The organism is Sinobaca sp. H24, from assembly GCF_023845525.1.
The window spans coordinates 93877-118048 of the sequence record NZ_JALBWT010000013.1; the positions used below are offsets into that span (position 1 = coordinate 93877).

16 protein-coding genes and 8 pseudogenes are annotated in these 24172 nt (G+C 46.1%); 2 read left to right on the forward strand and 22 right to left on the reverse strand.

Features of this window, described 5'->3' with window-relative positions:
* Positions 1-94: 94 nt before the first annotated feature.
* From MMY81_RS17275 to smc, 6 genes and pseudogenes are all read right to left on the reverse strand, one after another.
* On the reverse strand, positions 95-325 hold the full coding sequence (locus MMY81_RS17275; protein WP_252313827.1) for a KH domain-containing protein: 231 nt from the start codon (positions 323-325) through the stop codon (positions 95-97).
* 28 nt (positions 326-353) lie between these two features.
* Positions 354-638 (reverse strand): 30S ribosomal protein S16, encoded by a 285-nt coding sequence (rpsP, locus tag MMY81_RS17280; RefSeq protein WP_120192278.1) that lies wholly within the window; start codon positions 636-638, stop codon positions 354-356.
* A gap of 13 nt (positions 639-651) precedes the next feature.
* Positions 652-2068: pseudogene (ffh, locus tag MMY81_RS17285) on the reverse strand (signal recognition particle protein).
* Positions 2050-2394, reverse strand: a complete 345-nt coding sequence (locus MMY81_RS17290; RefSeq protein WP_252313828.1) for a putative DNA-binding protein — start codon at positions 2392-2394, stop codon at positions 2050-2052. The pseudogene ffh and the gene MMY81_RS17290 overlap by 19 nt, the downstream one beginning before the upstream one ends.
* A gap of 109 nt (positions 2395-2503) precedes the next feature.
* Positions 2504-3480, reverse strand: a pseudogene (gene ftsY, locus MMY81_RS17295) (signal recognition particle-docking protein FtsY).
* A 20-nt stretch (positions 3481-3500) separates the two neighbouring features.
* Positions 3501-7062: pseudogene (gene smc / locus MMY81_RS17305) on the reverse strand (chromosome segregation protein SMC).
* A 203-nt stretch (positions 7063-7265) separates the two neighbouring features.
* On the opposite strand from smc, the gene MMY81_RS17310 reads away from it, so the two are divergent.
* A complete protein-coding gene (locus MMY81_RS17310) occupies positions 7266-7493 on the forward strand; it encodes a DUF1128 domain-containing protein (protein ID WP_252313831.1) in 228 nt (75 codons plus the stop codon).
* A 54-nt stretch (positions 7494-7547) separates the two neighbouring features.
* Here the strand turns inward: MMY81_RS17310 and rnc are convergent, their stop codons facing one another.
* The 9 genes and pseudogenes from rnc to MMY81_RS17355 all read right to left on the reverse strand — a co-directional run bounded on the left by rnc (position 7548) and on the right by MMY81_RS17355 (position 16527).
* Positions 7548-8351: a ribonuclease III gene (gene rnc, locus MMY81_RS17315; RefSeq protein WP_252313832.1), complete on the reverse strand. Its 804-nt coding sequence runs from the start codon at positions 8349-8351 to the stop codon at positions 7548-7550.
* Between the two features lie 165 nt (positions 8352-8516).
* Positions 8517-8772, reverse strand: a pseudogene (gene acpP, locus MMY81_RS17320) (acyl carrier protein).
* A gap of 81 nt (positions 8773-8853) precedes the next feature.
* Positions 8854-9591: pseudogene (fabG, locus tag MMY81_RS17325) on the reverse strand (3-oxoacyl-[acyl-carrier-protein] reductase).
* Positions 9591-10532 (reverse strand): ACP S-malonyltransferase, encoded by a 942-nt coding sequence (gene fabD / locus MMY81_RS17330; RefSeq protein ID WP_252313833.1) that lies wholly within the window; start codon positions 10530-10532, stop codon positions 9591-9593. Before fabD ends, fabG begins: the two are co-directional and overlap by 1 nt.
* Positions 10529-11527, reverse strand: coding sequence for a phosphate acyltransferase PlsX (gene plsX, locus MMY81_RS17335; RefSeq protein ID WP_252313834.1), 999 nt, complete (start codon positions 11525-11527; stop codon positions 10529-10531). The genes fabD and plsX overlap by 4 nt, the downstream gene beginning before the upstream one ends.
* 22 nt (positions 11528-11549) lie before the next feature.
* Positions 11550-12104, reverse strand: a complete 555-nt coding sequence (gene fapR / locus MMY81_RS17340) for a transcription factor FapR (protein ID WP_252313835.1) — start codon at positions 12102-12104, stop codon at positions 11550-11552.
* A gap of 70 nt (positions 12105-12174) precedes the next feature.
* Positions 12175-14222: pseudogene (recG, locus tag MMY81_RS17345) on the reverse strand (ATP-dependent DNA helicase RecG).
* 248 nt (positions 14223-14470) lie between these two features.
* Positions 14471-16144: a DAK2 domain-containing protein gene (locus tag MMY81_RS17350; protein ID WP_374562207.1), complete on the reverse strand. Its 1674-nt coding sequence runs from the start codon at positions 16142-16144 to the stop codon at positions 14471-14473.
* A gap of 21 nt (positions 16145-16165) precedes the next feature.
* A pseudogene (locus MMY81_RS17355) lies at positions 16166-16527 on the reverse strand (Asp23/Gls24 family envelope stress response protein).
* A 248-nt stretch (positions 16528-16775) separates the two neighbouring features.
* On the opposite strand from MMY81_RS17355, the pseudogene rpmB reads away from it, so the two are divergent.
* Positions 16776-16962, forward strand: a pseudogene (gene rpmB, locus MMY81_RS17360) (50S ribosomal protein L28).
* 94 nt (positions 16963-17056) lie between these two features.
* On the opposite strand, the gene rpe reads toward rpmB, so the two are convergent.
* The 7 genes from rpe to fmt are packed head-to-tail and all read right to left on the reverse strand — an operon-like array spanning position 17057 to position 24137.
* On the reverse strand, positions 17057-17701 hold the full coding sequence (gene rpe / locus MMY81_RS17365; protein ID WP_252313836.1) for a ribulose-phosphate 3-epimerase: 645 nt from the start codon (positions 17699-17701) through the stop codon (positions 17057-17059).
* 4 nt (positions 17702-17705) lie between these two features.
* Complete coding sequence (gene rsgA, locus MMY81_RS17370) at positions 17706-18584, reverse strand: ribosome small subunit-dependent GTPase A (protein WP_252313837.1); 879 nt, start codon at positions 18582-18584, stop codon at positions 17706-17708.
* 11 nt (positions 18585-18595) lie between these two features.
* On the reverse strand, positions 18596-19978 hold the full coding sequence (pknB, locus tag MMY81_RS17375; RefSeq protein WP_252313838.1) for a Stk1 family PASTA domain-containing Ser/Thr kinase: 1383 nt from the start codon (positions 19976-19978) through the stop codon (positions 18596-18598).
* On the reverse strand, positions 19978-20733 hold the full coding sequence (locus MMY81_RS17380; protein ID WP_252313839.1) for a Stp1/IreP family PP2C-type Ser/Thr phosphatase: 756 nt from the start codon (positions 20731-20733) through the stop codon (positions 19978-19980). The genes pknB and MMY81_RS17380 overlap by 1 nt, the downstream gene beginning before the upstream one ends.
* A 14-nt stretch (positions 20734-20747) precedes the next feature.
* Positions 20748-21830 carry a dual-specificity RNA methyltransferase RlmN gene (gene rlmN, locus MMY81_RS17385; RefSeq protein ID WP_252313840.1) on the reverse strand — a complete coding sequence of 361 codons (1083 nt, stop codon included), beginning with the start codon at positions 21828-21830 and terminating at the stop codon, positions 20748-20750.
* The gene (rsmB, locus tag MMY81_RS17390) at positions 21818-23200 is read right to left on the reverse strand and encodes a 16S rRNA (cytosine(967)-C(5))-methyltransferase RsmB (RefSeq protein WP_252313841.1); all 1383 of its coding nucleotides are present in this window, start codon (positions 23198-23200) and stop codon (positions 21818-21820) included. The genes rlmN and rsmB overlap by 13 nt, the downstream gene beginning before the upstream one ends.
* Entirely contained in the window at positions 23190-24137 is a 948-nt protein-coding gene (gene fmt / locus MMY81_RS17395) for a methionyl-tRNA formyltransferase (RefSeq protein ID WP_252313875.1), read from the reverse strand. The genes rsmB and fmt overlap by 11 nt, the downstream gene beginning before the upstream one ends.
* Positions 24138-24172 lie beyond the last annotated feature (35 nt).

Here is a 24172-nt window from a genome sequence, read left to right on the forward strand (position 1 = left end):
TCTTCTATTAAAATTATATAGGTTTTTCTCTATTGTTTCTATGTAAATACAAAAAAAGAGCGGAGTCTCCCCCGCTCTTTTTCAGTCGTTTCGTTTAATCCGCAATTTCAAGACGGACATGCTGATGCTGCTGCGACGCTGCAGCATACACGACAGACCTTATCGCGGTAGCTACTTTGCCTTGCTTTCCGATTACTTTCCCCATATCCTCTTTGTGTACAGACAGGGTAATCACTCTGGTCTGGCGCTGCTGCTCTTCGCTCACATTTACATGTTCAGGGTGGTCAACTAAAGCTCGCGCAATTGTTTCCACAAGTTCTTTCATCCTGTTACCGCCTTTCTATCTTCATAAACTATTTAGCTTTTTTTGCTTCGCTTTTTGCTTCATGAAGCTTCTGCATAAGGCCTTCACGGGAGAACAAGTTTCTTACAGTGTCAGAAGGTTTTGCACCATCCTGCATCCATGCAAGAGCTTTGTCTTCGTCAAGCTTTACAGCTGCCGGCTTCTCCAAAGGATTGTACGTTCCGATTTCTTCGATAAAACGTCCATCACGCGGAGCGCGGGAATCCGCCACTACTACACGGTAAAAAGGTCTCTTTTTTGAACCCATTCTTTTAAGTCTGATTTTAACTGCCATATATAGGCACCTCCTAGATTATTTTCGCACATTTGCTTATTATAATAAAAAATTGTAACGCTGTAAAGGGGTTTTCCTTTTCACTACATAAAAGGGAAGGACATATTGCCTTTTCCTTTTTCTTTCCTTTGTTCATCGTGCTCATCTGCTTCATCATTTTCTTCATATCTTCGAACTGTTTGAGCAGACGATTCACGTCCTGGATCGTCGTACCGCTGCCTTTGCAATACGCCGTTTCCGGCTTGCGTTAATGATGGAAGGCTCGGATTTTTCTTTTTGGTCATAGAACGCACAATCGCTTCTACTCGGCCGATCTGGCTTTCATCCACCTGTGCATTTTTAAGACCTTTCATTTTGCCGGCGCCCGGAATCATATTTAACAATTCATCAAGCGGCCCCATGCCTCTGACCTGCTCGAGCTGCTCAAGAAAATCATCGAACGTGAGATCAGCGGTACGCATCTTCCGTTCCATTTCTTTGGCTTTTTCTTCGTCCACCGAGAACTCTGCTTTTTCAATAAGAGACAGCACGTCCCCCATTCCTAAAATCCTGGATGCCATTCGTTCAGGGTGAAACGCTTCAAGGGCATCAATCTTCTCCCCGGTACCGGCAAACTTAATCGGTTTATCGGTAACAGCTTTAACCGAGATCGCTGCACCGCCACGTGTATCGCCGTCCAGTTTCGTTAACACAACGCCCGTAATGCCGAGCTGTTCATTGAAACTTTCAGCAACGTTCACTGCATCCTGGCCCGTCATCGCATCGACAACAAGAAGAATTTCATCCGGATTTACTGCTTCTTTGATGTTTACCAGCTCATCCATCAGCGTTTCATCCAAATGCAGCCGGCCGGCTGTATCAATCAGCACATAGTCCTGATGATCTTCCTTGGCCTGTTCCACAGAACGTTTGGCAATTTCAACCGGGCTTACCTGGTCTCCCATCGAAAACACCGGCATGCTGAGCTGGGTGCCGAGCGTCTCAAGCTGCTTAATGGCAGCCGGACGGTAAATGTCGGCTGCAGCCATCAGCGGATTGCGGTTATTCTTTTTGCGGAGGAACTGAGCAAGCTTTGCCGTCGTCGTCGTCTTACCCGCACCCTGCAGGCCGACCATCATAACAACGGTTGGTGACTTGGAGGAAACCGCAATTTTACTCTGCTCTTTCCCCATCAGGTTGGTCAGCTCTTCGTTAACTACTTTAATAACCTGCTGACCCGGCGTGAGGCTTTTCATCACTTCCTGGCCCGTTGCCCGCTCTTTCACGTCATTAACAAACTTTTTAACGACTTTAAAGTTAACATCGGCTTCAAGAAGAGCAAGCCTTACTTCGCGCATCATTTCTTTTACATCTGCTTCGGTCACGACGCCGCGGCTTTTTATTTTGTCAAAGGTTCCCTGGAGTCGTTCAGCTAATCCTTCAAATGCCATTCGCTTATTCCCCCCTCTTCCATTGATTCCAGCTGTTCTACATAATGCAGGACGCGTGAGCTGTCTGTTTTGATCTTTTCATACAGTTCAGACCTTGCTATATATTTACTGTATAATCCAAGTTTCTGTTCGTATTCTTCAAGCATCGCCTCTGTGCGCTTGATATTATCAAAAACAGCCTGACGGCTCACTTTAAACCATTCTGCAATTTCACCTAGTGAGTAGTCATCTAAAAAGTAAAGTTCTACATATTTTTGTTGTTTGTCGGTTAAAAGAAGCTGGTAAAAATCAAACAGGGCATTAATTCGGACCGTTTTTTCTAACATGGTCTCCACCTTCTTCTGCAAAATATCTATCACTTTAAGCTTTTGGATGGAAAGGACGATTTTATTTTAACGTATCCTATTTATTCCGTCAAGTTAAAAACTTAACAGCCTATGCCTCCACCAGTTCTTTGAAAAGCCCGTATACAAACTGCTCGGCGTCAAACGGCTGCAGATCCTCCATTTTTTCTCCGAGACCGATTAATTTCACCGGTACATCAAGCTCGTTTCGAATAGCGAGAACAATACCGCCTTTCGCCGTTCCATCCAGCTTTGTAAGGACAATACCAGTGATATTGGTTACCTGCTTGAACGTTTTCGTCTGGCTCAATGCGTTCTGCCCGGTCGTAGCATCCAGCACGAGCAGTACTTCATGCGGAGCATCCGGAATTTCTTTGCTGATTACCCGTTTAACTTTTTCCAGCTCATTCATTAAATTTACTTTGTTCTGCAGACGTCCGGCTGTGTCGCAGAGAAGAATATCTGCATTCTTTGAACGGGCAGACTGGATCGCGTCATACATTACCGCTGCAGGATCAGAGCCCGCCTGCTGCTTTACGACATCGACGCCGACCCGCTCTCCCCAGACTTCAAGCTGTTCAATTGCTCCGGCACGAAACGTATCGCCTGCAGCAAGCATGACTTTTTTCCCTTCCTTCTTAAAGGAATGGGCGACTTTCCCAATCGTGGTCGTTTTGCCCACACCGTTTACTCCTACAAAAAAAAGACGGTAAGTCCCTCTTTCTGCACGTTAAGACGGGTGTCGTCTTCCCGTTTCTCCAGCTTTGCAGCCAGCTTTTCGCTGATAACCGGTGCCAGCTTTCTCGTATCGGTAATGTTCTGGATACGTGCTTCATGCTCGAGCTCTTCAACAAGCTCCATTACAGTGGTTACCCCTACGTCAGCTCCGATTAGAATCTCTTCCAGTTCTTCAAAAAAGTCTTCATCTACTGTGCGGTATTGAGCAAATAATTCATTCATGCGGCCGGTGAAATTATCTCTTGTTTTAGTCAGGCCGTCTTTAAATTTGGACGTTACACCGTCTGACTGATTGGTAAATTTATTTTTTAATTTATCAAAAAAGCTCATCGTCTGCCTCCTCTTTTGTCTTATACCGTTGCTTTCATTGCCTCTTCGAGTTTGACAGAAACCATCCTCGAGACGCCGGACTCCTGCATTGTAACACCGTAAAGCACATCCGCTTCTTCCATCGTTCCTTTGCGGTGGCTGATCACAATAAACTGGGTCGTTTCACTGAATGTCCGGAGATACCTCGCAAACCTCGTTACGTTTGCTTCATCAAGAGCCGCCTCTACTTCATCAAGCACACAGAATGGAGCCGGCTTCACTTTTACAATGGCAAATAACAACGCAATAGCGGTCAGTGCCTTTTCGCCCCCGGAGAGCAGTGATAAATGCTGTCTCTTTTTACCCGGCGGACGGGCCATGATATCTACTCCTGTTGTCAGCAGTTCATCTGGATTGGTCAGGTACAGATCAGCCTCCCCGCCTCCGAATAATTCTGCATAAATCTGGTGGAACTCTTTTTTAATAGCTGTAAATGTTTCGCTGAACCTGCGGGTTACTTCCTCATCCATTTCCGCCATTACTTCATCAAGCGATTCTTTGGCCCCGGTTAAGTCCTGCTTTTGACTGGAGAGAAAGGTAAAGCGTTCATGCACCGTTCATACTCTTCGCAGCGCCCAGGTTCACCGTTCCAAGCTCGGAAATATCCAATTTCAACAGGTGGATCCGATCACGAACCGCTTCCGGCTCACCGTCGAGTGTGTACGTTTCTTTCGCCCGTTCAAAGCTCATGGACAAATGATCCTGAATGAACTGAAGCCTCGTTTCTAATTCAGCATCCAGACGATTCACCTGTACTTTTGCTTCGTGGTGGCTGTTCTGTTCCTCTGCCTGCTTTTTTTGAAGCCTTATCTGTGTTTGTTCGATTTCTTCGCTTTTTTCCGACCTGCGCTGCTGGTCCATCCGCTCGGCTTCTATTTTGGCAGAAAGCTCTTCAATTGCTTCTTTTACCTGATTTATGTCGGACTGCAGCTGCTTTTCGCCGCCCTGCATCGAAACAATATCATTAGTGAAGTACTCCAGATCATCTGCCGAGCGCTCCAGTTCTATTTTCTTTTGCTCATATTCCTTTTGGAGACGGCTGACTTCTCTTTCCTGGTTGACGACTGTTTCGTGAAGAGCCGACCATTCCATTTTCCAGGCTGTTTCTTTTTCTTTTGCTTCGCTGACTGCGGCTGTTCGGACTTCTTCTTTCTTCTCAGCGGCTGAAATGTCTTCATCCAGCTTTTCGATTGCCGCCTGCACCGACTCTTTATTTTCCTGAAGCAGTGCTTCTCTCTCCTGGATCCGGTTCAGCTCCGCCTGCAGGGAAAGGGCTTCCCGATCATAATGAGAAAGCTTGGAAGTGACGCTGTCCAGCTTTGCTTTGGCTTCATGGGCAGCCTCTCTTGCCTCTTCAGCTTTCAGTCGGGCTTGTTCCCGTTTTGCCTTTGCATCCTGCCAGTCTTCGTATTGTTTTGCTGCTTCCTGCTTTGCCTGCTCTGCTTCTTTTTCAAGCTGAATGGTTTTTTCCTGCATCTCTTTTAATGATTCTTCCAGCTTGATTCTTTCCTGTTTTCTGCCGAGAAGAGCTGACCCCTGACGCTGCACAGCACCACCGGTCATAGAGCCTCCCGGGTTTACTACATCTCCTTCGAGCGTTACTATCCTCACCCGGAACCCTGACTGCCTGGCCATTTGGTTGGCAGCCTCCAGATCCGACGCTAAAATGACGTGTCCGAGAAGGGAATGGACGATCTCACGATATGTGGACTCGGCAGAAATATGTTCTGCTGCCACTCCTTCGTAGCCGGTCATTTGTTCAAGCTGTTTTTTTATATGAGCCGGTACTTCTTTACGTCGGATGGATGTTATCGGAAGAAAAGTCGCTCTTCCTTTTTTCTGCTGTTTCAAATGAGTTATCGCTCCACGTGCGTCCGCTTCCTCTTCTACAACAATATGCTGCATAGCAGCCCCAAGGGAGGTTTCAACAGCTGTTACATATTTCTCCGGCACGGTTATTAGTTCTGCCACGGCGCCAATAATGCCTTTGAGTTTTGAACTGCGTGCTTTTAATATTTCCTTTACACCCTGATTAAAACCGGAATAATCGGTTTCCATTTCTTTTAACAGCGACAGTCTTGATTTAGCCTCATCCAGATAGCGGTAGGCTTTATACATTTGTTTTTCTTTTTCTGAGGCTTCCGCGCTTGTCAGCCTGCTGTTCGTTTCAGCCTGTTCCTCCGCTTCTTTGCAGACAAGATCCTGAGTGCTCCACTCACTGCTTTCTTTCTGCTTTTCTGCAAATGCCGCTTCTGCTTCTTTACGTTCGTTTAGGAAAGCTTCATTTTCTGCATCAGCCGAACCTGCCTTGCGGCGCATTCCTGCCTGCTGATCCTGAAGGTATTTTTCTTCATTGCGAATCGCCGCTCGGGCATTGAGTTTTTCGATATAATCCGATTTCATATCTTCTATCTGCGGCTGCAGGGAGCTGGTATTTTCGGTAATCTGCTTTTGAATAAGCAGGAGCGACTCTTTTACCTGCTCCTCTTTACCTTTCAGCTGATCCAGTTCTTCCTTTGCGTTTTCCCATGCTTTTTGGCTCGAGTCAACCTGTATATAAAGCTGCTCTATTCTTTGCTGCAGCTCTGCCTTTTTTTCTTCAATATTTTTCTCTTTTTCCTGAAAAAGCAGGCGTCTTCCTTCTTCTTTTTCAAGCTGCTCCCGGTGCATCATATATTTCTGCTGATTTTTTTCCAGTTCAATAGCGTGTTTTTTTATTCTGCCCGTTAACCGCTCACGTTCTTCCTGCAGCCCGGCCCATTCTTTTTCTGTTTGTTTATACTTTTTTTCCAGTTCTTCTGCTCTGGCTGTCTGCGTTTCCCACATCGCGTGACGTTCTTCTATTTCATACACTGTCAAAGCTGCTTCCTGCTGTTCGAGCTCTTCAGACTTTTCCAGGTATTCTTTAGCCAGCGATGCCTGTTCTTTTAAAGGCTCAATCTGACTTTCGAGTTCGTGGAGAATATCCTCCACTCTCTGCAGGTTCTCTACTGTGTCTTCAAGTTTTCTGCCGGCCTGCTGTTTTCTTTGTTTGTACTTAAGAACACCGGCCGCTTCTTCAAATATAGAGCGCCGTTCCTCCGGGCGGCTTGAAAGTACTTCTTCTACTCTGCCCTGGCCGATAATAGAGAAAGCTTCTCTTCCCATCCCGGAGTCCATAAATAAATCAACAATATCTCTGCGCCGGCAGGGCTGCCGGTTCATTAAGTATTCACTCTCCCCGGAGCGGTAAAGCTTCCGGGTAATGCTGATCTCTCTCCATTCCATACCGAGCTCTTCCTGCTCATTATCAAGTACAAGCGTTACTTCTGCCATATTCAGCGGCGCTCTCGTATCACTTCCTGCAAAAATAACATCTTCCATTTTTGCACCGCGCAGCGACCGGGGCGACTGCTCTCCGAGCACCCAGCGTATTCCATCTGCAATATTACTCTTTCCGCTTCCATTGGGACCGACTACAGTTGTCATTCCCGGCGTAAATTCTATGTCCATCTCTTCAGCAAAGGATTTAAATCCTTGAATTTCCAATCGTTTGAGGAACATCCAATTCCCCCTCTATTATTCTTATTTTATTTCAGCCGGCATATGATGGATCTTTGTCCAATTCTGCGCTGATATTTCGCTTCAACACTTTATTTTATCATAATCTTTGAGGGTTCAGAAGCATTCATCCTGTAATTTACCTTTGCTCTTTTCACAAAAAACCCCTACAATAAATAATTATTGAACAATCTGGAGGAGATAGTGTGAGTTTACAAGAACCAACAACAGAAAATGTTCATGAAATGATGGACGTAATGAGAATGAAGCTTCAAATTGTAAACCCGGCAGCGCTTGACGCTGAGAACTTTGATCTGAATCGTTATGATGAAATCAAAGAACTATATGATATGGTGAGCAATAAAAGCAAGATCAGCGTAAGTGAAATGGACGCTATCGTATCGGAGCTCGGAAAACTAACCAAAAGCAAATAATTATTATTAATAGAAGACCGCCGCTCTTTCGTTGGAAAGAGCGGCGGTCTTTTGTTACCCGGAGGTGTTTCCCTGATTCTGTTCAAGGTATTTCAGTGCATTTTCAGCTGCCTGCTGTTCTGCTTCTTTTTTAGAGCGGCCGGTGCCTTCCCCAAGCACCGTATTGTCGAGTTTAAGTACAGCAAAAAACTCCCTGCTGTGAGCAGGCCCCCGCTCGTCCTGTATTTCATAGAGAAGGGTCCCGCCGTTTTCTTTTTGGATCGTCTCCTGAAGCTGGCTTTTAAAATCCATCATATGCGAAAAAGCACCGTTTTTCAGCTTTGTAAACATCGACTCATTTAGAAATAGCTGAGCCTGCTCCATTCCCTGATCAAGATACAAAGCACCCAGGAACGATTCATATACATCGGCAAGCAGAGCCGGACGCAGCCGTCCACCCGTCATTTCTTCCCCTTTTCCGATGAAGACAAGCTCACCAAATCCCTGTTCCTTAGCAAGCTTCGATAAGGATGGTTCACATACAGCGGCCGCTCTGAGCTTTGTCATTTCCCCTTCACTCATATCCGGAAAGTGTGTAAATAAATACCGGGAAACAGCGAGTTCGACTACTGCATCACCTAGAAATTCCAGTCTTTCATTATCCTGTACAGACCGGATCCGATGCTCATTCACATAGGATGAATGCGTAAAAGCCTGCAATAATAAATGTTCTGCTTCAAATGTAAATCCGAGCTGCGCCATTTTCTCTTTAATACGCTGTTTTTGTTCAGGGGGAAATACCGTTTGCGCACCCGTTTTTTTTCTTTTTTTTGATACCGGCGGTTTTTGGTTTGATGAACGTGACATATCTTTTGGCATCACTCTTTTCTCCTCTGCGAAAACACAGCGTCCATAATCAGCTATGTTTCCTTTTCATTTTCTTCAGGCTTATATAGAAACAGCCAAGTTCTTTATAGAACTTGGCTTATTCATATATATTATACCAAATACCTTTTATGAATAAAAGGATAATCACAAGGGATATTATTGCTGAGCCTGTATGTAATCTACTACATCAGCCACAGTAACAATTTTTCTGCATCTTCATCAGAAATTTCCAGATCAAACTCATCTTCAAGCTCCATTACAAGCTCGACTACGTCCAATGAGTCAGCGCCTAGATCTTCTTTGAATCTGCTTCTCTGGTTACTTCTGTTTCTTCTACACCAAGGCGTTCTACTACAATACCTTTTACGCGTTCTTCACATCTGCCATGCTTTTCACCTCCTCGTGAGAATATATTATTCTCACACACTATTAGACATTATAGAAGATGTCCTTTGAAAAAACCACCCTTTTTCTGCAGGCACAGAAAGAAACTCTACATAACCATGCCGCCGTCCACGTTGATGGTCTGTCCAGTAATATAACCTGCCTGGCTTGATGCTAAAAACATCACAGCATTTGCCACGTCATCTGGTTTTCCAAGATGAGCTGCAGGGATTTGGGCCAGCACAGCATCCCGCGCTTCCTCTGACATCTGTTCGGTCATATCGGTTGCAATAAACCCTGGCGCTACGGCATTCACCTGAATATTCCGCGAGGCAAATTCTTTTGCCATTGTTTTCGTCAGTCCGATAACTCCCGCTTTTGCGGCTGTATAATTCGCCTGTCCCGGATTACCCGTAAGACCCACGACAGAAGCGATATTAATAATCTTTCCGCTCCGCTGCTTCGACATCGTGCGCGCCGCAGCTTTGAACAGAAAAAGACACCTTCAGATTAATGTCCATGACATCATCCCAATCATCCTCTTTCATTCGCATCATAAGATTGTCTCTGGTGATGCCTGCATTATTCACGAGAATGTCGAGTCCTCCAAAAGCAGAGGTTACTTCCTTAAGCATGGTTTTACTTCGTCTTCTTTGGAAATATCGGCTTTCCAGGTGAAGGCTTCCACCTTATACTTTCGGCATGAATTAGCTACTTCCTCTGCCTTTTCCCTGTTTCCTGAATAGTTTACTGCTACATTGACACCTTGCTTTGCAAGTTCAATAGCGATGGCTTTTCCAATTCCTCTGGACCCTCCGGTTACAAGGGCGGACTGGCCTTTTAGCATTATACCTCTCCCTTCCATGAATCGGCTGCTTTATTAATCGTGTCCGTGTCTTCTGCAGCCATAACCTCGATACCGCGGCGTTGAATTCTGCGCATAAGACCGCTCAACACTTTGCCCGGCCCTACTTCAATAAACGAAACCGTGCCTTCTTCTATAAGCTTTTTCATCGAATCTTCCCAGAGTACGGGAGATGTGACCTGCTCAATCAGCTGGGATTTTATTTGGTCTTTATTTGTTACGGGATCTGCTGATACGTTTGACACGAGAGGAATCTCTGCATCAGTAAATGTAATCTCAGCCAGCACACCCGTCAGCTTTTCTTTAGCAGGTTCCATCCCTTTTGAATGAAATGGGCCGCTTACAGAAAGAGGAATGACCTTTTTGGCCCCCTGCTCTTTAGCGGCTTCTCCCGCCTGCTCTACGGCTTCCTTATCACCTGAAATGACAATTTGCCCTGGAGCATTAATATTAGCCAGCTGCACGTTTCCTGCCGTAATAGAGCGGGTCAGCTCTTCAAGCGCCTGTCTTTCCATTCCCATGACAGCAGCCATTGCGCCTTTACCTTCCGGCACGGCCTCTTCCATGAAAAGACCTCTCTGGTGAACAGCCTGAACAGCATCATCAAAAGAAAGAACCCCGGATGCAACTGCTGCTGAATATTCCCCAAGGCTGTGACCTGCCGTAAAATCAGCAGTCACCCCCAGCTTGTCCAGCTCTTTCCAGGCGATAATGCTCGCTGCTAAAAGAGCCGGCTGTGCGTGCTGTGTCTGCTTCAATTCTTCTTCCGGTCCGTTAAACATTAAACCCGTTAACGAGTAGCCGAGCACTTCATCCGCGCGGTCAAGAAGACGTTTCGCATCTGCCGAGCTTTCATACAATTGTTTTCCCATTCCTACATACTGGGATCCCTGACCTGGAAATAAAAAGGCTGTTTTTTTCATTGTGATTCCTCCTGTTGCTGCTGGACTTCTTTTTGAATAACTGATGTTACATTTTCCTCTACCATCTGCCTTGCCTGTCGTATGGCGTGAAAAATAGCCACGTGGTCCGAAGAACCGTGCGCTTTAATAACAGGTGCTTTTAACCCAAACAATGCGGCGCCGCCGTAGTGAACGTAATTCATTTTTTCACCGATACTTTTGAAGCTGTTTTTTAACACGCCAGCCGCCAATTTATTCGGCAGGCTGGAGTTCATTTCCTGTTTGAGAAGGTTGAAAATCGTTTTTGCCGTGCCTTCGATAGACTTTAACAGCAGATTTCCGGAAAAACCATCACATACTACTACATCGCAGCCGCCTTCAAGCAGTCCTCTTGTTTCCACACTTCCGATATAGTTAATCGGAGCGGCGGATAAGAGCTGATGAGCCTGTTTAGTGAGTTCATTTCCTTTCCCTTCCTCCGTACCTACATTAACAAGGCCGACTCTCGGCCGGTCCATTTTTTTTACTTTTTCCATGTAAATACTTCCCATTATGGCGTTTTGCAGCAAATGGGAAGCTTTTGCATCCATATTCGCTCCTACATCCAAAAGCAGAAAACCTTCGCCGCTTATGGTTGGCAGCATCGGCGCCAGAGATGGTCTCTCAATGCCTGGAATTCGTCCTATATGGAGCAGGCCTGCCGTCATCAGTGCCCCAGTATTTCCTGAAGAAATACACGCATCCGCCCGTCCTTCTTTCACTTCACGTACAGCAAGCACCATCGACGAATCTTTCTTTTTACGTACGGCTTTCGTCGGCGTATCTTCATCATCGATCATTTCTGTTGTATGTAGAATCGTCATTTGCTTTTTATCGGATAAATGTTTCAAAATCTCTGTTTCGTCTCCAATGAGGGTGAACTCTATATCTTTAAAAGAGCGGACGGCTGCCATGGCACCGGCAATCTGCGCTTTTGGCGCATGGTCGCCCCCCATCACATCAATAGCAATTCTCATTGTACTGGCTCCTTTAATTGATTTATTTTCCAGAACGGTACATGGAGAATTCTCCATAAAATACCATTTCTTCTTTAACTGTACTTACTACATGTACAATGGTCTTTCCATCTTTTGTACCTTTTACTTCAGCTTTTGCAATAACACGCTCTCCCTCTTTTACCCGGCGGTGAAAAAGAACGGAGGCTTTAGCCGTCAAAGCCATTTCTTCATCTATAATCGCAACCGCCAGCGAATTCGCCTGAGCGAACAAATAGTGGCCGCGTGCGATACCGGTTCTTGAAAACACATGTTCTTTTCCTATATCAAGAAGGGAAATAGCCTCTTTATCAAGCTGAAGATCGATTATTTCCCCAATTACTTCTTCTTCGGGAAGTGCTTTAATATCATCAAGGTGCTCCCTGGCAACATGCTTAATACGCTCCCTCAATTCAGGGATCGATAAAGCCAGCCGGTCAAGTCGGATGGTCTGAACGCTTACGCTGAAAAAATCAGCCAGATCTTCATCCGTAATAAAAGGATTTTCCAAAATTTTATTTTTTAATTTTTCCTGGCGCTGCTTTTTAGTGTATTTCATCAGGACACCATCCAATGTTATGACTAGGTAATAAAGGTAGTATATAATTCCAGGTTTGTTTTTGCAACCGTTAGTCGAGCTTTTCACCACTTAAGGCGCCCTTATTGTGAAGATAATCACGAAGCGGACTGTATTCTTTTTCCTCCCAGAACGCGGTGCTGTTAATCAGGTCCTGGGCATCCTGTCTGGCCGTTTCCAGCGCCCGGTAATCAAGAACCACATCAGCCAGTTTAAAATACGGAAGTCCGCTTTGCTTACTGCCGAGAAAATCACCAGGACCTCTGAGCTCCAGGTCCTTTTCCGAGACGACAAATCCATCATTTGTATCTTCCATAATACGCATTCTTTCTTTACCAGTTTCTGATTTAGGATCAGCGAGCAGGATACAATAGGACTGATCCTTCCCTCGTCCGACTCTTCCTCTCAGCTGATGGAGCTGGGCAAGCCCGAACCGGTCTGCATCATATATTACCATTACCGAAGCGTTCGGTACGTTCACGCCTACTTCAACTACCGTTGTCGAGACGAGAACCGACACCTGTCCGTCGGCAAAGGAGGCCATGACAGATTCCTTTTCATCCGCTGAAAGCCGTCCATGCATTAATCCTACTTCGTAATTCTTGTAGTAAGCACTGAGCTGGGCATGCACATCAATGGCATTCTGCACATCCAGCATGTCCGACTCTTCGATCAATGGGCAGATCACATATCCCTGCCTTCCTTGATCCAGCTCTTTTTCATAAAACCGAGCACACGTTCAAGCATTGTATGTTTCGCTGAAAATGTCTGGATCGGCTTCCTGCCGGCCGGCATCTCGTCGATGACGGAAACATCCATATCTCCAAATACGGAAATAGCCATCGTACGAGGAATAGGCGTCGCTGTCATAAAGAGAACATCCGGCTTTTCGCCTTTATTCTGCAGCGTTCTCCTCTGATTGACCCCAAACCGGTGCTGCTCATCGGTAATAACAAGACCAAGCCGCTGAAACTCGACTCCTTCTTGTATTAATGCATGTGTACCTACCACAATATCAACGTCGCCGGTTTGAATGGCTTCGTAAACTGCCTGTCTCTTTTTCCCTTTAACAGAACCTGTTAAAAGACCGACCTTTACTCCGGTATGTTCAAAAAATGGCTGCAGTGATTGAAAATGCTGTTCGGCGAGTATTTCAGTCGGCACCATCAGGGCAGACTGCTTCCCGCCCAAATACTGGGCATACATAACGATAAGAGCCACTACCGTTTTTCCGGATCCCACATCCCCCTGCAGAAGCCGATTCATTCTTCCCGGCTGCAGCATATCGGTTACTATTTCATTTACAGATCTTTTCTGCGCACCGGTTAAAGAGAATGGGATGGTCTGAATAAAATCCTTTAACTTCTGTTTATCGTAATCTAGTTTATTTCCCCGGGCTGCCATCCGTTTAGAGCGTTTTAACGCCTGCATTCCAAGCTGGAATAACAGCAGCTCCTCGTAAACAATTCGGCGCCTGGCATGCTTTAATTCTTCATGGCTGCCCGGCTGATGAATGCTCCAGTAGGCACTTTGCCTGCCAGGCAGCTTGTACTTTTTTAAGTACGCCTCCGGCAGGATTTCTGTTATTCCGCTGCTGTATTCCTTCAGCGCTGTTTGAATAAATTTTTTTAACTGAAACATGGAGAGATTACCGCCAATGGAATAAACTGGAGCCAGACTTTTGGACGGATCCGGCTCTCCCTCCTGGAATCCCTGCACAGTCATTGTCAGCCTGTGCTTGTCCCATTTGCCCGTTAGTGTCACAGCCTCTCCTTGCTTTATTTTGTTTTTTAAAAAAGCCCGGTTAAAAAAGGTAGCTGTCACGAGAATACCATCGCATACGAGACGCACGGTCAGCCTCGATTTTTTTCTGCCAAAATAACGTAGCAGCGGCTCTCCCTGTACCGTACCGGTAATAGTGGCTTTCTGCTCATGTTCCAGCTCATGAATCGGAACAATCTCATGATTTTCATATCTATATGGAAAGTGCTCGATCAGCTGCTGTACAGTATGAATTCCAATCTGCTGGAGTTCCAGCTCTTTTTCTTTTCCCACTCCATGCAGCACAGCTGTTGGATCATTTAAATGAATCGTGCTCATTGTACCCACCCGCTTTCTTTTTGGTTGGCGGTACAGCCTATTTTATTTTTATATAATAAATGAATTTGCATATTCATAAGTCTGCCTCCCTGCTTTTCGAGGACTGCGGAAAACAAAAGTGGAAATGTACGTTCGCCTTTATTATAGCATTCTACATCCCCTGTTTTACAGGAGAAAACCCGTTCATAGTAAAAAAGCCTTTTCTTTAACGAAAAGGCTCTCCTCTGGCGCTGTAATTATTTCTTTTTCTACTCGATAGATATTATATAAGGATAGAGCGGCTGTCCGCCTTGATGGCGCTCTACTTCTGCATCTTCGTAATGGCTTTCAATGAAAGCCTGAAGAGCATCCGATGTTGCTTCATCGCTGTCTTCTCCCTCAATAATAGTAACGATTTCAGTATCCTCATCAATCATGCTTCCAAGAAGCTCATTTGCGACTGTTTGTATATCGGGGCCTGCACTGATAATTTCTTTGCCGCATATACCCATATAGTCATTTTTGGCGATCGTACGGCCATTAATAACCGTATCCCGAACGGAGAAAGTAACCTCTCCACTTTTTACATGACTCTTAGCCTCGGTCATAGCGCGTTTGTTCACTGATACATCTTTTGATTCATCGAGAGCTAAAAGCGCGCTTAACCCTTCCGGTATCGTTTTTGTTTCAATAACCGTTGCCTGCTTTTCAGCCACTTCTGCTGCCTGACCTGCCGCCATAATGATGTTTCCGTTATTAGGAAGCAGGAAAATATGCTCGGCATTCACCCGTTCTATCGCCTGCAGGAAATCTTCCGTGCTTGGGTTCATGGTTTGTCCGCCGCTGATAATCTCGTGGGCCCCCATGCCTTGAAAAAGCTCATCCATTCCCGGGCCTGCGGATACAACTACTACTCCGTACCGGCTTTTCGGCTTAACGGGCCGGGCTTTTTGTCCGGCTTCCTTTTCTACGATAGCCTGATGCTGTTCGCGCATATCCTCTGCTTTAATATGGCGAAGGGAGCCGTAACGCTGCGCTTTATTAATCACTTCACCCGGGTATTCTGCGTGAATATGTATCTTCAGCAGCTCCTCATCGTGCACAACTAATAAAGAATCACCCCACTCAGAAAGTTCTTCCCTGAAGGCTGTTTCATCATATGGTGTTTTTTTCAGTTTATCTTCTTCAAAACGGATCATCACTTCCGTACAGTAGCCATATTCCATGTCCTCGGTGGAGAGCTGGGTCTGAGCCTGCTGATGATGCTCCAGCTTCACGAGATCATCCAAAGAAGGCACTTCTTCCCTTGAATCTGCAGACGCCAGACCAGCGAGGACGTTGTACATTCCTGTGTAAATATAAACGAGACCCTGGCCTCCTGAATCGACTACGCCTACTTCTTTTAAAATTGGAAGCAGCTCAGGCGTGCCGGCGAGCGACTGCTCTGAACCTTCCACCAGGTAACGAAAGTATTCAACCGGCGTTGTACTGCTTTCCAGACGGGATTCGGCATAAGCTGCACCTTCCCTGGCTACGGTTAGAATAGTGCCCTCCACCGGCTTCATAACGGCCTTGTAGGCGGTATGTACTCCTTCATTAAACGCAGCGGCAAGCTGTGAAGCCGTTACGCTCGTTTCTTTATCAAGGACCTGGCTGAACCCTCTGAAAAGCTGGGATAAAATGACACCCGAATTTCCCCGGGCTCCCATAAGGAGGCCTTTAGAGAAAGCCTTCGCCGTTTTTCCAGCGGATTCACTATTATCAGCTGCCAGTACTTCTTTTATTCCGGAAGATATGGTAAGGTTCATGTTTTTTCCTGTATCACCGTCAGGAACCGGGAACACATTTAATGCATCTACTTCCTGGGCATGCTTATGAAGCATTGCAGCTCCTTCTCCAAGCATGTCTGCAAGCTTTGAAGCTTTTAACTCATTTTCCAACACGCTGCTTCCTCCTCATTTCTGTTACGCATCAATCACTCTAACACCCTGTACATATACATTAACAGCTTTCACATCTACTCCGAGCATGTGCTTGACCTGATACTTCACAGCACTTTGTACATTCGAGGCCACTTCGGATATTTTAATGCCGTAGCTCACTATAATGTACATATCAATATGTACTTCTTCTTTTCTCTCCGAAGAACAATTCCTTTTTCTACATTTTCTTTTTTGAGCAGATCGGAAATCCCATCTTTGAAATGCTTTTGAGAGGCCATGCCTACAATACCGTAACAGTCAACAGCAGCTCCGCCGGCAGCTGTGGATATTGCATCATCCGATATTTCAATCTTTCCAAGCTTTGATGAAACTTCTATTGCCATACATATTCCTCCTCGGTCTCTTAAAACATTCTGCCTTATAGTTTACTATAGGCCCGCGGTTTTTGAAAGCGTTGGCTAAATGATACAATATTTTTACAAAACACGGCTGTAAAATAGATGAGACCTGCTGTTCCCTGCTGAGCTTGTCAAGATCTTTTCTTAACAAGGATTGCAATGCAGAAAAGGTTGTGCTAAAATCATTTAGTATGAATTAATTGGTACAGAGAAACATAAAGGAGGTGCGTTTCATGGCTCGCAAATGTTTTATTACCGGTAAAGGTCCTAAATCCGGCCACAACCGTTCCCGCTAATAATGCTACGAAAAGACGCTGGAATGCTAACGTTCAGAAAGTTAGAATCCTAGTAGATGGCAAACCAAAACGTGTATACGTTTCTGCTCGTGCTCTTAAATCCGGCAAAGTGCAGCGCGTATAATCATATATTGCCTGTGCATTAAAAAAGAACAGCGGCCTAACAGCCGTTGTTCTTTTTTGTCTGCATTTAGTTTACATAATATTATTACATGTTATCAGCCGCGGATAGCTGCTATAGCCCCGGCACGGTCTTTTTGGCTGTAAATGGCCGATCCTGCCACAAGGACGTCTGCTCCTGCTTCTACGCAGAGCTTTGCGGTTTTTTCGTTCACACCGCCATCAATTTCGATCTCCGCTTTGTATTGTTTTTCATCAATAATACTGCGGAGCTCTTTTACTTTATCCATTACTTCCGGAATAAAGGCCTGACCGCCGAAGCCGGGGTTGACTGTCATAAATAATACAAGATCTACTTCTTTTAAAATAGGCAGTATACTTTGGACCGGGGTTGCCGGATTTAATACGACACCTGCTTTTTTACCGGACTTCTTAATAAGTTCGATCGTACGATGCAGGTGAGCGCAGGCTTCTACGTGAACGGAAATAATGTCGGCTCCTGCACTGGCAAATGCTTCAATGTACTGGTCCGGCTGGGCGATCATTAAGTGAACGTCCAGTACTTTATCTGTATGAGGGCGCACGGCTTCTACAATCAGCGGACCGATTGTAATATTAGGTACGAAGTGACCGTCCATTACATCGATATGAATGTATTCCGCTCCTCCTTTATCTACTTCTTCAATTTCTTCTTTTAAACGAGCAAAATCTGCCGCTAGAATAGACGGTGCTATTTTTGTCATTGATTTAGTACCTCCGGATGTCTGAAATTTCTTTATAAAATTGTAAATAATGCTGATATCGGTGGTCGGCAATGGCGCCTTCTTTCCAGGCAGCCGTCACGGCACAGCCCGGCTCTTTCACGTGCGTACAGCCCCTGAACTTACAGTCCGGCATCCGCTCTGCCATTTCTGGAAAATAGATATCCACGTTCTCTTTGAGTAGTCCGGTAAACTCTAAAGAGCTGAAGCCCGGTGTATCTGCCACCAGCCCGTCAAATACTTCTACAAGCTCTACGTGGCGCGTCGTGTGCTTCCCGCGTTTTAAATGATCAGATATGACGCCTGTTTCCAGCTGCAGCTTTGGGTTTAGATAATTAAGCAGCGTAGACTTGCCTACTCCGGACTGACCTGCAAAGATAGAAAGCTTATCCGCAAACAAATGGGAAATCTGTTCGAGGCTTTCCGGCGCCTGGACGCTTAGAAAGTAAACCGGGTAGCCGATGTCGCGGTACATATCGGCGAACGTCTCTATATTCTCCTGCTCGGCAGGAGACGCCAGGTCTTTTTTTGTTACGACAATGACGGGCTCTATGTCGTGGGCCTCCAAATGAACGAGAAACCGATCCAGCAGCATTGTCGAAAATACAGGTTCAACAGCTGAGAAAACGAGAATTCCCTGATCAATATTGGCTACTGAAGGGCGAACGAGCTCATTTTTGCGTTCTTTAATTTCCTGGACGTAGCCTTCCTTGTCATTATCGGCGTCAAACTCCACACGATCCCCTACAAGAGGAGAGATTTTCTGCTTTCGAAATAATCCTCTGCCCCTGCACTGAAACACCCCATCTTCATTTTTCACATAATAAAACCCACTGAGTGCTTTAATAATAAGTCCTTCTCGCATGCTTCCTCCTTTTAATCCTCTGCCTGCACGATACCCGGGAGCAGCAGCTCTGTCCAAATAGAGCCCCAGCCGCTTTCCTGTCCGGCGCCGTCTTCTTCAGCCAGTTCCACTGTAGAAAGATCATTAACGTAAATTGTCACTTCCGAGTGTTTTTTCACAGAAGAACCTGCTGCTGGCTGCTGACCGGTCGTTTCGCCGCTGGCTCTATCTTCGATCGAAACTTCTTCCGGTACCGCAGCAAGACCTGTATTCCCCAGCCGCTCCAGTGCATCGTCTGCCTGAAGCCCCTCTACCTCAGGAACATTGACATCCTCCACGCTAAGTATTTCTGGAACAAACGTAAATGCGGCAATAATCGACGCGAACACCAGGAGTGCTACAATAAGAAAGGATAAAAACCAGCTGTTTTTTTTAGGCGGATTCTTCTGCCGTCCGCCGCTGTCCTCTCTTGGACCTGTGACGGCCTGAACCGGCAGTATTTTGGTTTCTTCACTCTCCGCAGCAGAACCAGTATGCACGGAAGCCATAGCCAGCGTCTGATAAAATCCGATATACGGAGCTTCATTTTTCCTGGCTTCCTGAAGCGATGTCTGCAGATCTTCTTTCATGGAGAACGCCGTCTGATAACGGTCATCCGGATCTTTTTCCACCGCACGAAGTATAATATTTTCTATGCTTTGAGGCAGGCCGGCCCGGCTGTCTGAGGGCATCGGTATGCTTTCCTGAATGTGCATAAGCGCAATGCTTACGGCAGACTCCGCTTTAAATGGAAGGCTGCCTGTGACCATTTCAAACAAAAGAATGCCAAGAGAATATATATCCGCCCGGTGAGTGATGACGCTTCCTTTTGCCTGCTCCGGTGATAAATAATGGACGGAGCCGAGTACAGAATTAGTGTGTGTGATCGTAGCAGAAGAAGCTGCCCTCGCAATTCCAAAATCAGCTACTTTAGCCGTCCGGCCTTTCATTAATATGTTCTGCGGCTTCAGGTCTCTATGGACCACTCTATTGGCATGGGCCTGCTCCATCGCGCCCAGGACTTGTTTCATAATATCCACAGCCTCATCAATCGGAAGCGGTCCTTCTTTCGTTATTTTTTCCTTGAGGGTCATACCTTCTACGTATTCCATCACGATGTAATAGGTGTCCTCGTCTTCGCCTACATCATAAATATTTACGATATGGGGATGATGCAGGCTTGTGGCTGCCTGTGCTTCCCGGTGGAAACGTCTAATAAAGTCATTATCTGCGTTATATTGAGGCTGCAGAATTTTGACAGCGACAAATCGTTCCAGAATGATATCGTTGGCTTTATACACATGAGCCATTCCACCTACACCGATAAGGCTGAGGATTTCATAACGGTCGTTCATTCGTTTGCCGATTAAATTCATTACTGCGGCCTCCTTTCCATTGAAAAGGAATTAATAACAGCAGCAATGGTAATATTGTCTTCTCCGCCCCGGTCGTTTGCTTTATGTACAATCCCTTCCACCGCCTCTTCTACAGAATCTTTATTCTGCAGAAAATCAGCGATTTCCAGGCTTGTTACTTTATTGGAAAGGCCGTCTGAACATAAAAAGACGCCTTCCCCGTTCTCCCATTCTATGACCGTAGCATCACATTTAACGGTTTTTTCCGTACCGAGCGCGCGGGTGAGCACGTTTTTTCTCGGATGGCTTTCTGCTTCTTCTTCCGTCAATTCGCCCCTTAGACGCAGCTCATTTACAAGAGAGTGATCCTCGGTTTTCTGATACACACCGACCTCATCAAATAAATAAGCACGGCTGTCTCCTACGTGACCGATAGCTATAAATCCCCGGGTGCATATAGCAGCTACGGCCGTTGTTCCCATTCCCTGCAGGTAGGGGTTCTGTCGGGACAGTTCAAAGATAGCTGCATTCACTTTTTCCATACGGGTGACAAGCCAGGCTCTGGCTTGTTCGGGGAACATCGGAAGCGGTTCATGCTCCCATTCCCGTTTTAGTATGTCCAGAGCGGCTGCACTTGCTGTGTCACCTGCCTGGTGTCCGCCCATTCCATCACAAACGACGGCCAAATACTCGCCGCTTTGATTTTCAAAAATACCTGCGGCATCTTCATTGTGTTTTCTCACTCTGCCGGTAATGGTCTTATACGCCTGCTTCAAGGGAGCGGTTCACCTCACTTCTTTTTTCCTTCGTTCGCACGGAGCTGGCCGCATGCTGCATCAATATCATGGCCCTGCTCACGGCGGATTGTTACATTGACTCCTGCTTCTTTAAGCGTTTTTTCAAAGGCAAAAATATCTTCACGCTTTGTCCGTACGTAATCGCGTTCTGGCACGTAGTTGACCGGTATTAAGTTCACGTGGCACTTCAGGCCTTTAATGAGTTCGGCGAGCTGTTTTGCGTGTTCCACCTGATCATTAACTCCTCCGAACAGGCCGTATTCAAACGTCACCCGGCGGTTTGTTGTCTCCTGGTAATATTTAATGGACTCCATAAGTTTATCAAGCGGCCACGCACGGTTTACAGGCATCAGACGGCTTCTTATTTCTGTTGTCGGCGCATGAAGAGAAACAGCAAAGTTAATCTGCAGTTTTTCATCTGCAAAATCGTAAATTTTTGGCACGACACCACTGGTGGAAACCGTAATATGACGCGCGCCGATGTTTAAGCCTTTGTCGTGGTTAATAACCTTTAAAAAGCCGATTAGTTCTTTATAGTTGTCAAATGGTTCTCCAATACCCATAACAACAACAGAGCTGACCCGTTCACCTTTTTCGTCAAGAGCACGCTGGGAAGCAAGCACCTGTGCCGTAATTTCCCCGGCTTCCAGATTACGCTTCAAACCGCCAAGCGTGGAGGCACAGAACGTACAGCCCAGCCGGCAGCCTACCTGGCTCGTCACACATACACTGTTGCCGTAGCCGTGCTTCATCACAACCGTTTCAATCGTATTGCCGTCTTCCAATTCAAATAACAGTTTGACCGTTCCGTCAACTGATTCCTGCTTTGCCACTTCTTTCAGCGGGGTAATCGAAAACGTGCTGCTTAGTTTCTCTCTTAATGATTTGGAGAGGTTGGTCATTTCATCAAACTGCTCTACGCGTTTGTCATACAACCAGTAAAAAATCTGGTCTGCCCGGAAGGATGGTTCTCCTTCCTCCTGAAGCCATACTTTTAAATCATCAAATTGAAGCGTATAAATAGATCCTTTTTTTCCTGCAATTTCCGCCTGTACTTCTTTTTTTAATTCCTGCATATAAATCCCTCTTTCTTACCTTTTCTTTCATCTTTTCCAAGTGCCGCAATGTAAAAACCGTCCGTCTCGTAATCATGTGGAAGAATGGTCCATTCACTTCCACTTTCCGTGTCCTGAGTTAAGCGCCTTTTCATGGAATCGTCGCGAACAAAGGAAGGGTGGGCGTCTAAAAACGCCTTTACTACCTGTTCATTTTCTTCCGGACGCACTGTGCATGTACTATACACGATCCTGCCGCCTATTTTCAAGGTTTTAGCTGCTTCTGTTAATATATCATATTGTATCGAAGGAAGGGAGACTAAGTCCTCCGGTTGTTTGTTCCATTTTAATTCCGGCTTTCTGCGGATAACACCCATTCCGCTGCAGGGCGCATCTATCAAAATCCGGTCGTACTGCTGTTCCTCTGCTTCATTAAGAATGTTTCTGGCATCCAGCTTTTTTGTGGTAATTATCGAAAGGCCGAGTCTCTCCGCCTGGTCATCAATGTGCCTAAGCTTTTTCTGATGAAGATCAAAGGCGTGCACGGTTCCTTGATTTTGCATTTGTTCAGCAATATGGGTTGTTTTCCCGCCCGGCGCCGCACAGGCGTCTAGAACCGTCATATCAGGTGAGACATCAAGTGCTTTGGCAACAAGCATGGAGCTTTCATCCTGTACGGTAAAAAAACCATCATTGTATGCTTTTGTCATTAAAACATTTCCGGACAGTACGACCAATGCATCTTCGGACAAAGAGCCGGGTTCTGTTTCACAGCCTTCACGTTCCAGCTTATCGATCACGTCTTCCCTGGAACTTTTCATGCGGTTGATTCGAATGTTTGTGCGCGGAGGCACCAGATTCTGTGCTGCTATCGCTTCCGTATTCTCTCTGCCGTAGGCTGTTTCCCACTCTTTTAGCAGCCAAAGTGGATGGCTGTATTCTATCGACAGCTTCTCCAGCGGGTCCATATGCTCCGGAAGTTCCGGATAACCGGCTCGCTGATAGGAACGGAGCACGGCGTTGACAAGGCTTCCTATGCCTTCATGCCCCTTTTCTTTAGCAATACGAACAGCTTCATACAATACAGCTCTTTCCGGCACCCGGTCCAGATAAATCATTTGATAAAGCGACATTCTCAATAGGGACGCAACCCACGTCTGCAGAGATCCTACCCCTTTTTTCACATGGGCGTTCAGACAGTAGTCCAGGGTATTTCTTCGTTTAATTGTTCCGTAGACAAGCTCGGTCAGAAGCGCAGTATCCCGCTCCGGCACGAGCCGGTCTTTAATGGCTGCATCCAGTACTAAATGGCTGTATGCGCCCTCCTTTTCGACTCTTTCTATTAAAGAAACGGCAATGCTTCTAACGTCATTCGGCTGTTTAGTCTTCACTCGTGAAACGCTTCCCCTCTGCAAATGGATGTTTGCCTCTCAGCAGTTCTTCTGCGGCCATTTTTTTCTTTCCGGATGGCTGAAGTTCCGTTACGGCAAGCAGCCCGCCGTCGCCCGCTGAAATCCAGATGGCATCTTCTTTGACAGCTGCAATTTCTCCAGGCTGTCCCGAGTGTTTTTCATCCAGGCGGACGGTTTTTCTGATTTTATATAACTTGTCTTCGTATACCGTGTAAGCGACCGGCCATGGAAACAATCCCCGCACTTGATCGTGAATCTCCCGTGCGCTCCGGTTCCAGTTAATTTGTTCCTGATCTCTTGTAATATTGGAGGCGAACGTTGCTTCTGCATCATTCTGCTTCTGAGGTGCAGCTTTTCCCGCTTCCAGAAGTGGAATGGTTTCCAACAGCAGCCGTGCTCCGGCTTCACTTAATTTATCATGCATCGTACCGGTCGTATCTTCTTCCTGTATCGCTACTTCTACCTGGGTTAGTATGTCCCCGGCATCAAGCTTTGGCACCATATACATAATCGTTATGCCCGTCTTCTCTTCACCATCTATTATCGCCTGGTGAATTGGCGCACCGCCTCTGTATTTTGGGAGAAGGGACGCATGTACATTAACAGCTCCAAGCGCTGGTGTGTCGAGCAGCTCTTTAGGAAGAATCTGTCCATAGGCTGCGGTAACAATTAAATCCGGCTGAAGGGAAATGATTTCCTTTAGCTCCGGACTTCCTTTCAGTTTCTCCGGCTGCAGCACTTTAAGTCCCTGCTTCACCGCTTCCTCCTTTACAGGCGGCGGTGCAAGGATTTTTTTTCTTCCTTTCGGGCGGTCCGGCTGTGTAACTACAGCCTCTATCGTATACCCTTCTTCCAGCAGCCCCTTTAGGACCGGGACGGAAAAATCGGGTGTTCCCATAAAAACGATATTCATCAGTCAAATCTTCCTTTCTCACTGCAATAGGTACTTAT